The organism is Lysinibacillus sp. NPDC094177, assembly GCF_050279145.1.
GTDB lineage: Bacteria > Bacillota > Bacilli > Bacillales_A > Planococcaceae > Lysinibacillus.
Genome location: NZ_JBNNTW010000019.1, coordinates 1 through 16,242, shown reverse-complemented (window position 1 = coordinate 16,242; position 16,242 = coordinate 1). Strand labels below are relative to the sequence as shown.

Genomic DNA, 16,242 nt, shown 5'->3' with positions numbered 1-16,242 from the left:
AATGACAACACAACCAATTGTTCAATTGCAAAATATATCAAAAACCATTGGTGGTAAGCAGTTGATTCAGCAATTGAATATCGATTTATATCCAGGTCAGATTACTGGATTTTTAGGACCGAATGGTGCAGGGAAAACGACGACAATTCGTATGATGACAGGGCTTATGCGTCCAACTGAGGGAAAAGTTATTATTGATGGTCTTTCCTTACAGGACAATTTTGAAGAGGCGATTAGTAAGGTCGGCGTAATTGTAGAAAATCCGGAAATGTATAAATATATGACGGGTTATAAAAACTTACTGCACTTTGCGCGTATGCATAAAAACGTTACAAAAGAGCGTATTCAAGAGGTGGTTAAACAAGTTGGTCTTGAGAAACGCATCAATGAAAAGGTATCGACTTACTCGCTAGGGATGCGTCAGCGTTTGGGACTCGCACAGGCTCTACTTCATCGACCAAAATTTTTAATTTTGGATGAACCAACAAATGGTCTAGATCCAGCAGGTATCCGCGAGTTTCGTATGTATTTGCGTAAAATTGCGGTGGAAGATGGAGTATCTGTTTTTGTCTCCAGTCATTTATTATCTGAAATTGAATTAATGTGTGATCGAGTGGCTGTCATACAAAATGGCAAACTTATCGATATTCGTGATATCAACGTTGAAACTTCTTCGTTTTATTATATTGAAGCTACACCAAATAATCAGGCAACAGAACATCTTCAAAAGCTCGATTATAACTTTGTGGCTGAAAATAATGGTTATGTGGTGGAAATAAAGAAAGAGGATATACCGAAACTCATTACACAATTTGTTAATGAAGGAATTCAATTATTTGCCGTTCAACCGCATCAAAAAACGTTAGAGGATCAATTCTTAGAAATGACAGGAGGTGGCCAAATTGCTGAATCTAATTCAAAATGAATGGATGAAATTATGGCATAAAAAAGGAACTTGGGCAATGGTCGCGCTATTAATCCTCTTTATTATTGGTCCAGGTATTATGATGAAATACTATGAAACAAAAACGACAGAGGATTTAACGTGGCAGGAAAGTGAACAGAAAGCCATTAATAATAATAAAGAAATACTGAAAGGTGACGACCTAACGGCAGAGGATAAAAAACACTTTGAGGAGCAAATTGCTATTTCTGAGTATCGACTAGCAAATGATGTGCCATCTCAAGAAGAGGGAAGCGTAGCAAGCTTTATGTCATTTTCAGGTGGCATGCTGACTTTAGTGACATTATTTACGGTTATTACTGCAGCAAGTATTGTCTCTAGTGAATTCTCTACTGGTACGATTAAAATGCTATTAACGCGTCCGGTTTCACGGGCAAAAATATTAACTTCAAAATTGCTTACTACTTTCATATTTGGGCTCTTTTTAATTATTGTCAATGTGATAATTAGTGCTCTAGTTGGGCTAATACTATTTGGTGGTACAACTGGTGTTGAGTTAGAAATGGTCAACGGTCAAGTAGTTGAAAAAGAAGTATGGAATGATTTAGCATACCACTATTTACTTTCTGGCGGAAACTTTGTCATGTCAATATTATTTGCTTTCTTAGTAGGCTCAGTTTTCCGTTCAAGTTCTTTAGCGATTGGCTTAACGATGTTCTTATCTTTTACAGGTGGAATGATTGTCATGTTCTTAAGCAGATTTAAAATCGTTAAATATATTTGGATAACACATTCAGATTTGACTCAGTATGAAACTGGTCACTTTATAATAGATGGTATGACAATGCCATTCTCACTCACAATTCTTGCGATTTATGCTGTAATTTTCATTGTGATCAGCTACATGTCCTTTATGAAACGTGATGTCACAGCGTAAAGAAAAGAAATGATGAACTTGTAGCCCAATTGGTTGAAGAAAAGCTTCCAATTGGGCTACTCTATGTTCAATAGCAAGAAATATATAATTCCCTGTAAATAAGATCATATTTGAGCATGGTATGACTTCAGAGAATTTGAAAAAATTGGATGCTCCGCTTCATTTTAAAAATAGTGTTTATTTTTTGTAAGAGTGGTAATATAATTGATAGCGACTAAATGAAAACGCTTTTTTTTTAAATTGATTGGTCTAGACAACTATACCAAAGGGGGATGAATAATGTTAGCTTTCTTACAAAAAATCGGTAAGTCGTTAATGTTTCCAATCGCTACATTACCAGCAGCTGCATTACTTTCACGCTTAGGCTCTGGCGACATGCTTGGTGCAGTTCCAAATGACGTTGTCCAGCATATTGCAACTGTAATGGCAGCATCTGGTGGAGCTATATTAGGTAATTTACCTATTATTTTTGCAATCGGTATCGCAATGGGCTTAGCACATGATAATAGTGGTGGAGCAGCGTTAGCGGGCGCCATTGCACATCTGGTGTTAGTCGCAGTACTAGCAGCCGTAAATAAAGATCTCAATATGGGTGTATTTGGTGGGATTATTGCAGGTATTACAGCAGGTTTACTCTATAACAAATTCTATAATGTAAAATTCCCAGAATGGCTGTCATTCTTCGGAGGACGGCGTTTTGTGCCAATAATAACGTCCATCACCATGGCGCTTTTAGGTGCTATTTTAGCTGTTATATGGGGACCAATTCAAGGTGGTATCGATGCAGTAGGGAACGGGTTAATCGGTGGTGGAGCACTTGGTGTTGGGATGTACGGCTTCTTAAATCGTTTATTGATCCCAGTAGGTTTACACCATGTAATTAATACAATAATTTGGTTTGACTTCGGTGAATTTACCAATGCTGCTGGCGATCTTGTCAAAGGGGATATTAATCGATTTTTAGCAGGAGACCCATCAGCAGGACATTTCCAAGCAGGTTTCTTCCCAATCATGATGTTTGGGTTACCAGGAGCATGTCTTGCGATGTACTTTGCAGCTAAAAAGGAAAAACGTACAGTAGTCGGTGGTATGTTTGTATCCATCGCGTTAACAGCATTTTTAACAGGTGTAACAGAGCCTATTGAATTTACATTTATGTTCTTATCTCCTGTACTTTACGGTATCCATGCAGTCTTAACAGGTATTTCGCTTGCCGTTTCTTATATTATTGGATTCCGTGATGGTTTTGGTTTTTCGGCAGGCTTAATTGACTATCTTTTAAACTTTGGTATAGCAGATAATCCATGGCTATTAATTCCATTGGGATTAGGTTTTGGAGCTATTTACTTTGTCGTTTTCTATTTCTTAATCAAGATATTAGATTTAAAAACACCTGGTCGTGACGACGACGATGAAGAAGGGGCAGATGTTGATTTAGCTGTTTCCAATGATTTAGATGTACGTGCTTACAAAACAATCGAAGCATTAGGTGGACAAGAGAATATCAAGCAAGTGGATTACTGTACAACACGTCTTCGTATGACTGTAGATGATGCAGATCAGGTGGATGAAAAAACATTAAAACAAACGGGTGCGCGTGGTGTTATGCGTATTAGTAAGACAAATGTACAAGTCATTATCGGTACATCCGTAGAGTTTTTAGCAGAAGCCATGAAAGATCGCCTGAAAAAGGGTAATCCAGCTCCTACAAATGTAGATTTACAAAAAGAAGTGCCTGTTGAAGAAAAGATAGCAGAAGAAGGGACAATTCCTTCCAATGATTTTGAGATGCCAATTACAGGCGATTTATTACCGTTATCTGACGTGCCAGATGATGCGTTTTCATCAGGTATAATGGGGCCAGGTTTTGGTATTCTTCCAAAAGGTGGTACAGTTCATGCGCCATTTGATGGGCAAGTAGTAATGGTTTTCCCAACGAAGCATGCTATTGGCTTAAAATCTGATACAGGTGTGGAAATATTAATCCATGTCGGATTAGATACTGTCACTCTAAATGGTGAAGGATTTGAAGCAATGGTTACAGAGGGTCAATTAATTCAACGTGGTGATACGTTATTGAAAGTTGATTTTGAGAGTATTGCAGACAAAGTGCCGTCTATCGTCACTCCAGTTGTCTTCACAAGCTTAATTGGTCAAGAAATAACACTTGAAAAATCTGGTTACCAACGAGCAGGTTCTAATAACATCATTTCGATGAAGAAGTAACAAACATGAGACTCTGTCTAAAAAAGCCCATTAAACAAAATGAACATTCTCTTTTATTAAATCCGCTTTACTTTTTGTGGGAAAGTTTATCCCAAGGAATTAACGGAGGTTTAAACTCTATATCAAAATAATAGTATTGATAGGATCGCTTAAACATACTATTTTGGACAGGATCTTTTATCAATCCTAGGAGATGTTTTTAATGAATTTATTAATCCGTAACATCACGGTAGTCAATGCAACGGGACAAAAGGAACATATCGACGTTTTCATAAAGGATGGGAAAATTGCACAAATTGCGCAACACATTAACGTAGACAATGTGCAACTAGTAAATGGTACAGGGAAATTTTTATTCCCTGGTTTTATCGATATGCATATTCATGGCTCTGCTCAAATGGACACGATGGATGCATCGAATGACGGTCTTCACACGATGGCAAAATCACTTGCCAAAGAAGGTACAATAGGCTTTTTAGCTACAACTATGACACAAAGCTATCAAAGTATTGAACGTGCCATTGAAAATATTGCGCAGTTTACATCAAATCCAGATGAGGCAGAACTTCTAGGTATTCATATTGAAGGTCCTTTTATCTCAAAAAATCGTGTAGGTGCACAGCCACTTGAACATATCGTACCACCTGATTTCGCGTTATTTACAAAGTGGCAAAAATTAAGCGGTAATAAAATTAAAGAAATTACAATGGCACCAGAAGAACCGAATGGATTTGAAGTAGTTCAAGCAATTGCAGAAAGCGGTGTGGTCGTATCGATTGGTCATTCTGATGCAACATTTGAACAAGTGAAAGAAGCGGTTCATCATGGTGTAACACAAGGTACACATTTATACAACCAAATGCGTCCATTCCATCATCGAGATCCAGGTGTTGTCGGTGGTGTATTATTAGAAGAAGAAATTAAGGCCGAAATCATTGTTGATTTTATTCATATGCACAAGGATGCTGTGAATATGGCATATCGTTTAAAAGGAGCAGACGGAATTATTTTAATTACCGATGCTATGCGAGCAAAAGGAATGCCATATGGATATTATGACTTAGGTGGTCAAATGGTTCATGTCTCCGAAAGTGGCGCCCATTTATCAAATGGAGCTCTTGCTGGTAGTGTGTTAAAAATGGATCAAGCTGTACGTAATATGCAAATCATCACGAACTGCTCGTTAGAAGAACTTGTTAAAATGTCGAGCTACAATGCAGCTAAACAACTAAAATTGGCTAACAAAGGACAAATCGAACAAGGATTTGATGCGGATGTTGTGATTCTGGATGAACATTTAATGTTGCAACAAACGGTTAAGGCTGGCAAGGTAATTTACGAAGCCTAAGAGGTCGTTTCCTAGTCGTGAGGATTAAAAAATAAAAAAGGGGGAATAGGAAAATGAGATTGGAACGTTTTGCTTCAAAAGAAGATTTATACGCTCGTGCAGTAGACATTATCGTGAATGCTAAAAATGAGGGTGCTACAACGTTCGGTCTAGCTACAGGAGGTACAATGGAACCATTATATGCCGAAATTTGTGAAACTAATATCGATTTTACAAATTGTATTAGCTTTAATCTAGACGAATACGTTGGTCTAAGTGCAAAACATGAACAAAGTTACGCATTTTATATGTACAAACATTTATTTCACCATAAACCATTTGAAAAATCCTATTTACCGAATGGTATAGCTGATAATCCTACAGAGGAAGCGGCACGCTATGAATCATTATTACAGCAGCATTCATTAGATTTTCAATTGCTTGGTATCGGACAAAACGGCCATATCGGTTTCAATGAACCAGGAACTTCTTTTGATTCGTTGACACATCTTGTAACACTTGAAGAATCGACACGCCAAGCAAATGCACGCTTCTTTGATTCAATCGATGAAGTTCCAACCCAAGCATTTACGATGGGGATTCAATCCATAATGCGCGCAAAGAGCATTTTGTTAATCGCTGTCGGAGAAGATAAACGTGATGTTTTAGAACGTGTGCTTGCATCTAAATTTACAGAAGAAATACCAGCAAGTATATTAATGAAACATCCAAATGTTACTATTTTAACAGATTTACAAAAAGGGGAGAATGTACAATGAAAACAAAACAATTTACAGTAGTAGACCCACTAGGTATTCACGCACGTCCAGCTAGTCAACTTGTAGCAGCAGCAACATCATTCGCTTCTTCTATCGAGTTGCAGACAGATCAAAGAACGGCAAATTTAAAATCTATTTTAGGCGTTATGGGATTAGCCCTAAAACAAGGTTCAATATTTACACTACAAGTAGAGGGGGAGGATGAAGAACTAGCGTTTACTGTATTAACTAAATTAATTTCAGAAACGGGGCTTGCACAATGATCCAACTCAAAGGTATTGCCGCATCTGACGGCATTTCCATTGCAAAAGCATATTGTTTAGTACAACCAGATTTAACGTTTACGAAAACAACTATTCAGGATATTGATGCAGAGCAGCGACGTTTAGTGGCAGCGCTTGAAAAAACAGAAGCAGAGTTAGCCGCTATTCAACAGCAAACTCATGAAAAGTTAGGCGCGGAAGAAGCCGGAATTTTCGGTGCACATTTACTGGTCGTAAAAGATCCAGAACTAATTGGACCTATCAAACAAAAAATTGCTGATGAGGCTGTCAATGCTGAATATGCATTGAGTGAAGTTTCAATGATGTTTGTATCATTATTTGAAGGTATGGATAACGAATATATGAGTGAGCGTGCTGCAGATATTAAAGACGTTTCAAACCGTGTTTTAGCACATTTACTCGGTGTACATATTCCAAATCCAAGTAATTTTCGTGAACAGGTGATTATTGTAGCAACTGATTTAACGCCTTCTGAGACAGCACAATTGGACCGCAACTTTGTACTTGGCTTTACAACGGATATTGGTGGTCGTACATCTCACTCTGCCATTATGGCACGTTCACTTGAAATTCCTGCAGTTGTAGGGACAGGTACAGCAACGACTTCCATTCAAGATGGTGATTTATTAATCGTGGATGGTTTAACTGGTGATGTACTTGTGAACCCAACAGAAGATGTTGTTGCAACTTTTAGAAAAAAAGCGGAAAACTTTACTGCTCAACAAGCAGAATGGGCAACATTACTGAATGAAAAAACAATCTCAAAAGATGGGGTTCAAGTTGAACTAGCTGCCAACATTGGGTCTCCAAATGATTTAGACGGTGTACTTCGTCACGGTGGTGAAGGAATCGGTTTATATCGTACAGAATTTTTATATATGGGACGAGAAAACTTACCGTCAGAAGAAGAACAATTTACAGCGTATAAAATGGTATTAGAAGGAATGGAAGGGAAAGCGGTTGTCATCCGTACACTTGATATTGGTGGAGATAAAAATTTACCGTATTTACCGCTCCAAGCAGAAATGAATCCGTTCCTCGGCCATCGCGCGATTCGTCTGTGCTTAGATTATCAAGACATTTTCCGTACACAATTGCGTGCATTACTACGTGCATCCAAATACGGTAACCTAAAAATTATGTTCCCTATGATTGCGACATTGCAAGAATTCCGTGACGCGAAAGCGATTTTTTTAGAAGAAAAAGAAAACTTACTGGCACAAGGCATAGCTGTTAGCGAGCAGATTGAAATAGGTATTATGGTTGAAATTCCTTCGACGGCAGTGATGGCAGATATTTTTGCGAAAGAAGTGGACTTCTTCTCGATTGGTACAAATGATTTAATCCAATATACGATGGCAGCAGATCGTATGAACGAAAAAGTATCTTATTTATATCAACCTTATAATCCAGCTATTTTACGTTTGGTTAAAATGGTCATTGATGCAGCACACAAAGAAAAGAAATGGGTAGGGATGTGTGGTGAAATGGCGGGGGATGAATATGCTGTACCACTATTACTTGGTTTAGGTCTAGATGAATATTCAATGAGTGCAACATCTATTTTAAAAATACGTTCCATTATTAAAAATTTATCCGTAGCGGATATGCAAACATTAGCAACAGAAGCATTACAATTAGCAACATCCGATGAAATATTAGATAAAGTGAAGCAAGCTGTTAACTAAGTCTTTAAGAATAATAAGAGAAAAGATAATAAGTAGTTGAAGATACAAGAAATTGGGGATCTTCAACTACTTTTTTAACTTCTTTCAAATGTTTTTAGTTTTTAGAAAAGGTTTCAAGACGTAAATATAATTCGATATAATGAATGAAAAACTAGAGAGGCCTATTTATGGAAACAGAATGGTTACGAACTTTTATTGTTGCTGCGAAAACTGAGAATTTTCGTGAGACGGCAGAAAAACTATTTATTACACAATCAACAGTATCGAAGCATATTCAACACCTAGAAAAAGATCTACAAACTACACTTTTTGAAAGACAGGGAAAGCACGTGAGATTAAATCATATCGGTGCTCATTTTCTTCAACACGCAGAGAAAATGATGGCAACGATTGATGAAGGATTACAAACTACTGTATCCCTTTTGAATGGTTATACGTCCAAGCTAACAATTGGTGTCGCACCACAAATTGCCAATTCTACATTACCAGTAATCATTGATACATTTCAGCAGCAAAAACCTTCTATTCAAATAACGATCGAACTGTTACAGTCCAATGAAATTGGTGAAGCGGTATATGCAGGTAAAGTAGATATCGGTTTATCAAAATTAACATCGACACGTGATATTCACACAGTACTTCTCGCACAGGAACCACTTCAATTGATAGCTCCGATGTCAAAAAGGGCGACCGATGCACGGACTCTTTTACAACAGGAAACTATATTAACACATGAATATGCACCTTACTGGCAAGACATCCAACAAGTACTACAACAATTCCCAAGCTATAAAAGCATGAATATCAATCAAACAGAGGTTATAAAAAACTTTGTCAAGCAAGGATTAGGAATTGCCTTTTTACCAAAGAGTGTCATTGAGGCTGAAACTCACCAGCAATTGCTTCATAGCTATTCGTTAAATGAATGTTCTCATATTGTTTCGAATACCTATTTTTTAACGAAATATGTAACAGCGGATATTGAGGCGTTTTTAGCAGTATGCCATCTGATATACAAAGACGTAGTTGGTGATTAGAGGAGCAAGTCAAGCTATTATACTATTAGCATGGGGTAGCTTATTATGTATAGTTTCATGACCTTAAACTCAAAAAGGTAAATAGTGGACTGAAAAACGTTATATGATAATAATGTTATGTGCCTATTAGATTGAGGAATTGTTTGAATGAAACGCTTTTTATTGTTTATAATATTCTTGAATTTCTTTTACAAAGTTGGTGTAATTGGAAAATGATAGTGTTAATCGTCGATGATGAAGAAAAGATTACAGAGGTATTGGCATCTTATTTTGAAAATAACGGAGATCATACATATATTGCACATACAGGAGAATCTGCAATCCAAGTGATCGATCAGGTACCTCTTGATATGATTATATTAGATTTAATGTTGCCGGATATGGCTGGAGAAGATATTTGCCAATATGTAAAATCAAATTACGATATTCCTGTGATTATGCTTACAGCAAAAATCTCTATTGATGATAAGGTAATTGGATTTGAAATGGGCGCAGATGATTATGTAGTTAAACCATTTCATCCTAAAGAAATATTAATAAGAGCAGAGAGGTTGTTACCCAATTCACATAAAAGCCAAATTATTATTTTTGGACAGTTGGAACTCCATAAAGATGAGAGAAAAGTATTAGTCAATCATCAAAGTATTCAGCTCACGCCACATGAATTTAGCATTTTACTATTACTAGTTGAAAATCCTAAAAAGGTTTTTAGCAGGGATGATATCATTCAAAAAATATATAGTTTTGATTCGAACATAAATCCTCGTATTGTGGATCAACACATTAAAAATATTCGTAAAAAAATGAAGGAAGAGTACATCCAAACGGTCTTTGGTTTGGGGTATAAAATAAATAAAAAGGTTATAAATCAATGAAATTTCATATAAAAGTTGCCTTAATTATAGCTATATTTTCTACAAGCATACTCTTATTCATAACAGGGATATTACTTTATAAAGGTCATGAACATTTGATGATGCTCCATATTACAAATTCCAAGGAATTAATTCATCACTTTGATATGGCATTACGGGAAACGGCAATGTGGTCATCAGGCCTTTTGCTTATTTTTATACTAATTTCTAGTTTGTTAATTGCAAAAACATTAACGAAACCTATCCAAGAACTGAATCTCTTTGCGTTAAGACTAGTGCGTGGAGACCGTCGCTTAAAAATAAGCTACACAATTAATGATCAAATTGGTCAATTAGGTAGATCACTGATGAAACTAGATGAAACGTTAAACACTTATGAACTTCGTCGTAAAGAAATGACACAGGATCTTGCACATGAAATTCGTAATCCATTAGCTTCAATAAAAAGCTATTTAAGTGCATTTGAAGATGGAATTTGGACAGCTACTCCAGATCGTTTGAAAGCATGTGTGGAGGAAATTGATAGGCTAATTCTCCTTGTTGGAGAATTAGATACATTAAATGATATTAATAATCCTACATTTAAGGTCATTATGAAAGATCAACCGATTGCTAATTTGATCGAAAAGTCTGTTATTGCGTTGGCAAGTGAAATACTTGAAAAAGAAATACAGGTAGAATTGGATTTAGACAAAACAATCAATGCAAAAGTAGATGCCTTGAGATTGAATCAAATTCTACACAATATTATAAAAAATGCTATGTACCATGTTCAAAAAGATGGCACTATATTAATCAAATTATTTAAAAAAAGTAACAATTATATAATTCTTGTACATGATAATGGAGTCGGTATGGATGAAGAAACAAGTCAAAAAATCTTTCAACGAAATTACCGAGTGGAAAATCGATATACTGGCAATGGTATTGGTATGACAATAACCAAAAAGCTAGTGGAAGCACATAATGGTACAATTTCCGTCAAAAGTGAGAAAAATATAGGAACTACATTTTATATACAAATGCCGTTTTCTACATAATTCCTACACAACTGTTCTTTATACTTAAGATGAAAGGAATGGTTGATATGAGGAAAATAGCATTAGTAAGTATTATTGCAAGTTTGGTCACACTTGGGGCTTGTAGCCAGGGAGATAATAACGATATGAAGGACATGGATCATTCCTCTATGAAGATGGAGGGGATGGATCACTCTTCAAAGAATATGAAAGACATGGACCATGATAAGATGAAGGGACATGAGAGTCATAGCAACGTGGTAAGTTTAAACAATTCAACCGGTAAAAATGAAGTGAAAATCCCAGCTGAACTTCAACGTAATAATAAGGATGAAATTGTATACACAGTTAGGGCACAAAAAGGAAAAACAGAAATATTTGATGGTGTTCAAACAAATACGTATGGGTATAACGGATCATTTCTCGGCCCGATGATTCGTCTTGAAAAAGGTGAAATCGTAAAGATTAGAACTATAAATGAACTTAATGAGAATACAACTTTTCATTGGCATGGATTAGAAGTGTCAGGGGAAGAAGATGGTGGGCCAGAAAGCATTCTTAAACCAGGGGAAGAAAAAACAATCGAGTTTAAGGTGAATCAGGAAGCAGCAACGCTATGGTTCCATCCTCATCCACATGGAAAGACGGCTGAACAGGTATATAAAGGGCTGGCAGGCTTGGTTTATATTGAAGATGAACATTCAAAAAGTCTTGGATTGCCAAATGATTATGGGAAGAACGATTTCCCCTTGATTTTCCAAGATAGAACATTTGATGATAAGAAGCAATTGAATTATAGTGCTACAATGAACCAAGACGGAACGATTGGTGATACATTAATAATTAATGGAACGATCAATCCTAAATTGACTGTAACCAAAGAGAAAGTGCGTCTTCGTTTATTAAATGGATCTAATGCTAGAAATTATACCTTTAAATTGAATACAGGAGATTCCTTTCTTCAAATCGCAACGGATGGTGGTTTTTTGAATGAACCTGTTTCTTTAAAAGAGATTACACTTACGCCTTCCGAAAGGGCAGAAATCGTAGTTGACTTTTCAAAAATTACGGATGTTAATGACCTAGCTTTAATAAATGAGGATGGTTCTGTTCTTTTACCTTTTGTAGTCACAGATCAAAGTGGGGAGGCGAGTAGGGTCCCTAAACAATTGAATGATCTGTCATTAGAAGGTAAAGAAATGAATCTACCTGTTACAAAAAAAGTGGAACTCTTTGGAATGATGGACATGGTAACGATAAACGGAAAGAAATTTGATCCGAAAAGAATTGATTTCACCCAAAAACAAGGGGTTACTGAGGTATGGGAAATTTATAATAAGCCGGATATGATGGGCGGCATGATTCATCCGTTCCATATTCATGGAGCACAATTTACAATACTCTCTCGTGATGGGAAAAAGCCACCTGAAAATGAACAAGGATGGAAGGACAGTATCTCCGTAAAACCAGATGAGACAGTAAAAATAGCTGTACAATTTAAGCATAAGGGCGTCTACATGTTCCATTGCCATATTCTAGAGCATGAGGATAATGGAATGATGGGTCAAATTAAGGTGGATTAATACTTAATTGTGGTTAAAATGAAGTTTGATTAAAATCCTGTGTTAATTTTTTTGATACAGGATTTTTCTTTTGTGTTCTTGTGAATGATTATAATGAATAGCTATTTTTTACGAAATATTGCACAGCGGATATTGAGGCGTTCTTAACAGTTTGTCATCTGAAATACAATGATGCAGTTAATAACTAGAGGTACTAAATCTGTGACTTACAATAAAAAATTGAAGGTGTTTCTAGATGTATAGTTTAATGTCGAAAATAAGCCAAATTATTAGTGGACCGATTACAGTATTTCTAAATTCCTATGAACATTCCCCACTCATTATTGCGATTCTTCTTGGATTAATAGGAGCTTTAGCTCCTTGTCAATTAACGGGGAATATGAGTGCTATCACTTTTTATGGAAGTCGAACTTTACAAATGAAAAACAATTGGCAAGAAATTGTGTTTTTTATTCTAGGGAAAGTTGTTGTATTTAGTTTAATAGGTTTATTCGCCTGGTTATTAGGTCAGTCCTTTGAAACTGAGATGACAAAGTATTTTCCTATTTTTCGCAAAGTAATTGGTCCAATCATGTTACTAACAGGACTCGTGCTAATTGGAATATTAAAATTGAAATTACTAAATCGAATTCCTAAGTATATTCCGTCTGTTTTAAAAGAGGGGAAATTGGGCTCCTTTCTGATGGGTGCGAGTTTTTCCATAGCCTTTTGCCCTACGATGTTTGTGTTATTTTTCGTGTGGTTAATGCCAACAGTTGTAACCTTTTCGTATGGGGTAGTTTTGCCGGCCATTTTTGGTATAGCAACCTCTATACCACTACTAGTAATACTGGGGCTTATTCATTTATTTGACGCAAAAAGATTTATTATGCGAACAAGCATGAAAATGGGAAGAGTAATTCAAAATGTAGCGGGTGTTATTCTGATTTTTATTGGCGTTACGGATACGATTACATACTGGGGATTGTAATAAAGAGAGAGAAAGAAGCAAGCAAGAAAGAAAGAGTGTTACAAGTAAGGGGAGAAAGTCGAAAATTTTTTAATTTCATTCATGGTTACGTGCTTTTATGTATAATAGAGCGGATAATGCAATTTTTCTTCAAACATATATAGAAAGAGTGAAAAAAATGATCGGTGCAACATTATTATTTATCCTCGCAGGTATTGGCGAAATTGGTGGTGGCTATTTAATTTGGCTTTGGTTAAGAGAAGGCAAACCATTTTATTGGGGAATTATAGGTGGGATTGCGTTGGCTTTATATGGAGTTGTCGCAACTTTTCAGACCTTTCCAACCTTCGGAAGAGTCTACGCTGCCTATGGAGGTGTCTTTATTGTCCTTTCGATTTTGTGGGGCTGGGGAATCGATGGGAAAAAACCAGACATCTTGGATTTCGTTGGAGCAGGCATTTGTTTGATTGGTGTTTTGGTAATTTTAATACCTCGTTCATGATGGATAGAATGTTTTTATGAACCTTCACAATTTGAGTAAAATCATGATTGTGAAGGGTTTTTTATATTAAATAAAAAAATAATTGAAAAAAATAAAAATTTTTGTAACGAATCTTCATTATGATCTATATATATGTATCCACCGTTAAAAGGCTAGAGAGAGGAGGGAGGAAAGTGAAGGATTTAAATGAAATTTACAAATCTTATGCAGATGAAGTAAAACGGTTTCTTATTTGTTTAACAACTAATGTCGATTTAGCTGAAGAACTGACACAAGAAACCTTTTATCAAGCTGTGAAGTCAATTGACCGATACAACGGTGAATGTAAGATGTCTGTTTGGTTATGCCAAATAGCAAAGCATACATACTATAACCATTTAAAAAGGGAAAAACGTACTAGTTATGTGAGTGTAGAACAAATGATGGAAATGGGGTTGGATGTTCCATCTAATGCGGAATTACCAGAGGTGCAGCTTTCAAAACGAAATACATTTATTTCATTACATAGGGAAGTTCATCTATTAAAAGAACCTTATCGTGAAATATTTTTACTTAGAACTTCCGTCAATCTTAGTTTCAAGGAAATTGGTGAGATATTCGATAAAAGTGAGAACTGGGCAAGGGTCACCTATTATCGAGCCAAATTAAAATTGGTAGAAAGGATCCGAGGTGATTACGATGAATTGTAATATAATAAAGGATTTATTGCCCTCATATATTGATGGTATTTGTAGTGAAGATACTACTAGGGTTGTAGAGGAACATTTACAACATTGTGAAGAGTGTCGATTGTATCTGGAACTGATGGAGGAGCCAACAAATGATATGCTACCAGAAGAAGTAATGGTAGCAAAAGCGCCATTTAAAAAAATTAATAAAAAGCGTCGTATTCAAGTTTTAATTTCCATTTTGATTACTTTTATTATCACAATAATAGGCTCACTAGTTGTTCAAGAAGTGGGAGCTGTACGTCAAATCTTTTTTCCAATGAGTACTGCTACTGTAAATTCAATAGATGATATAGAAGAGTGGACAACGTTATATTTTGACGAAAAGGATTATTTAAAGTTCGATAGTATTTTTTGGAACAAGGAAATCGTTAATCATGCAAATAGTAATAGTGATGTAATTTTAAGAATAAAAGATGAAAATGGCCATGTTGTAGTAGATGAATTTAAGATATCCCCTGGTAAAAGCGTGAAATTGGATGGACTAAAGAATAATATAAAATATTCTTTTGAAATAAAGGCTAAAAAAGGGCAATTTTTTATAAATGTAGTTTGAAAATTAGAAAGTTGAAAACCTTCAAATGCTCTAAATAATATGGAAGAACGTTTTATTTTGAAAATATACGTTCTTTTTTTACTCAAATTACTTTTTGTAGGATATAACCTTATTTCTTAAATGTATTTCAAAAGTACAAAGAAGAAGGATTTTTAGAATTTAAATCTAATATCTTAATAGTAATCTAGAAAAGTTTGGAGGTCGCAAATTTGTTACTTTATTATTGAAATATATTATCTACCTAAAAAATTATAGATAAATTAGGAGTGATATATGTTGATATACAAAAATTCTCTTGATGGAATTTCATCTGATATGTTAAATGGCTTCTTTGTTGATTGGCCTAATCAACCAAATCCACAAACTCACTTAAAGCTATTAAAAAACAGCAGTAAAGTGGTCATTGCTATAGACGAAAATTCTAATAAAGTAGTTGGATTTGTAACAGCGATTAGCGATGGGGTTCTATCTGCCTACATTCCGTTTCTTGAAGTTTTGCCAGAGTATAAAAATAATGGTATTGGCAAGGAATTAATCAAACAAATGTTAAAAGAACTTGATGATATCTATATGGTTGATTTGTGTTGCGACGATGACTTAGTTCCTTATTATGAGAAGTTTGGAATGATAAAATCTAACGGAATGGTCGTTAGAAATTACGAAATGCAGTCGGGAATATCAAACAAATAAATATAAAGAAATAACGCTTGGATATTTTCGAGGGCACTGAAAAAGTCCATATCTTCTCACATTGAGGCTGGGACAAAACCCATCTCTAAACTAAAAAGCCGGTGAAATTTTACGATCAGTAAAATTCACCGGCTTTAAATTTTTTTCATAAAAAAATA

General features: G+C 35.5%; 16 protein-coding genes. All 16 read left to right on the top strand.

Annotated features, from left to right (window positions below; genetic code table 11):
- Nucleotide 1 precedes the first annotated feature (1 nt).
- The 16 genes from ACQKNC_RS20595 to ACQKNC_RS20520 all read left to right on the top strand — a co-directional run bounded on the left by ACQKNC_RS20595 (nt 2) and on the right by ACQKNC_RS20520 (nt 16,084).
- On the top strand, nt 2–925 hold the full coding sequence (locus tag ACQKNC_RS20595; RefSeq protein WP_427426592.1) for an ABC transporter ATP-binding protein: 924 nt from the start codon (nt 2–4) through the stop codon (nt 923–925).
- A complete protein-coding gene (locus ACQKNC_RS20590) occupies nt 903–1,841 on the top strand; it encodes an ABC transporter permease (RefSeq protein WP_427426591.1) in 939 nt (312 codons plus the stop codon). The genes ACQKNC_RS20595 and ACQKNC_RS20590 overlap by 23 nt, the downstream gene beginning before the upstream one ends.
- 279 nt (nt 1,842–2,120) lie before the next feature.
- The gene (gene nagE, locus ACQKNC_RS20585) at nt 2,121–4,067 is read left to right on the top strand and encodes an N-acetylglucosamine-specific PTS transporter subunit IIBC (protein WP_427426590.1); all 1,947 of its coding nucleotides are present in this window, start codon (nt 2,121–2,123) and stop codon (nt 4,065–4,067) included.
- Between the two features lie 202 nt (nt 4,068–4,269).
- A complete protein-coding gene (gene nagA, locus ACQKNC_RS20580) occupies nt 4,270–5,415 on the top strand; it encodes an N-acetylglucosamine-6-phosphate deacetylase (protein WP_427426589.1) in 1,146 nt (381 codons plus the stop codon).
- Between the two features lie 53 nt (nt 5,416–5,468).
- Nucleotides 5,469–6,173: a glucosamine-6-phosphate deaminase gene (locus tag ACQKNC_RS20575; protein ID WP_427426588.1), complete on the top strand. Its 705-nt coding sequence runs from the start codon at nt 5,469–5,471 to the stop codon at nt 6,171–6,173.
- Nucleotides 6,170–6,436, top strand: coding sequence for an HPr family phosphocarrier protein (locus ACQKNC_RS20570; RefSeq protein ID WP_427426587.1), 267 nt, complete (start codon nt 6,170–6,172; stop codon nt 6,434–6,436). The genes ACQKNC_RS20575 and ACQKNC_RS20570 overlap by 4 nt, the downstream gene beginning before the upstream one ends.
- The gene (gene ptsP, locus ACQKNC_RS20565) at nt 6,433–8,145 is read left to right on the top strand and encodes a phosphoenolpyruvate--protein phosphotransferase (RefSeq protein ID WP_427426586.1); all 1,713 of its coding nucleotides are present in this window, start codon (nt 6,433–6,435) and stop codon (nt 8,143–8,145) included. Before ACQKNC_RS20570 ends, ptsP begins: the two co-directional genes overlap by 4 nt.
- A gap of 167 nt (nt 8,146–8,312) precedes the next feature.
- Nucleotides 8,313–9,182, top strand: a complete 870-nt coding sequence (locus ACQKNC_RS20560; RefSeq protein ID WP_427426585.1) for a LysR family transcriptional regulator — start codon at nt 8,313–8,315, stop codon at nt 9,180–9,182.
- Between the two features lie 143 nt (nt 9,183–9,325).
- Nucleotides 9,326–10,057, top strand: a complete 732-nt coding sequence (locus ACQKNC_RS20555) for a response regulator transcription factor (RefSeq protein WP_427426584.1) — start codon at nt 9,326–9,328, stop codon at nt 10,055–10,057.
- Nucleotides 10,054–11,097 (top strand): sensor histidine kinase, encoded by a 1,044-nt coding sequence (locus ACQKNC_RS20550; RefSeq protein ID WP_427426583.1) that lies wholly within the window; start codon nt 10,054–10,056, stop codon nt 11,095–11,097. Before ACQKNC_RS20555 ends, ACQKNC_RS20550 begins: the two co-directional genes overlap by 4 nt.
- 47 nt (nt 11,098–11,144) lie before the next feature.
- Nucleotides 11,145–12,659 carry a multicopper oxidase family protein gene (locus ACQKNC_RS20545; protein WP_427426582.1) on the top strand — a complete coding sequence of 505 codons (1,515 nt, stop codon included), beginning with the start codon at nt 11,145–11,147 and terminating at the stop codon, nt 12,657–12,659.
- Between the two features lie 235 nt (nt 12,660–12,894).
- A complete protein-coding gene (locus ACQKNC_RS20540) occupies nt 12,895–13,629 on the top strand; it encodes a sulfite exporter TauE/SafE family protein (protein ID WP_427426581.1) in 735 nt (244 codons plus the stop codon).
- A 157-nt stretch (nt 13,630–13,786) separates the two neighbouring features.
- A complete protein-coding gene (locus tag ACQKNC_RS20535) occupies nt 13,787–14,110 on the top strand; it encodes a YnfA family protein (RefSeq protein WP_053593001.1) in 324 nt (107 codons plus the stop codon).
- A 173-nt stretch (nt 14,111–14,283) separates the two neighbouring features.
- Nucleotides 14,284–14,799 (top strand): RNA polymerase sigma factor, encoded by a 516-nt coding sequence (locus ACQKNC_RS20530; protein ID WP_427426580.1) that lies wholly within the window; start codon nt 14,284–14,286, stop codon nt 14,797–14,799.
- Nucleotides 14,789–15,394: a zf-HC2 domain-containing protein gene (locus ACQKNC_RS20525; RefSeq protein WP_427426579.1), complete on the top strand. Its 606-nt coding sequence runs from the start codon at nt 14,789–14,791 to the stop codon at nt 15,392–15,394. Before ACQKNC_RS20530 ends, ACQKNC_RS20525 begins: the two co-directional genes overlap by 11 nt.
- A gap of 276 nt (nt 15,395–15,670) precedes the next feature.
- Nucleotides 15,671–16,084, top strand: coding sequence for a GNAT family N-acetyltransferase (locus tag ACQKNC_RS20520; protein ID WP_427426636.1), 414 nt, complete (start codon nt 15,671–15,673; stop codon nt 16,082–16,084).
- Nucleotides 16,085–16,242 lie beyond the last annotated feature (158 nt).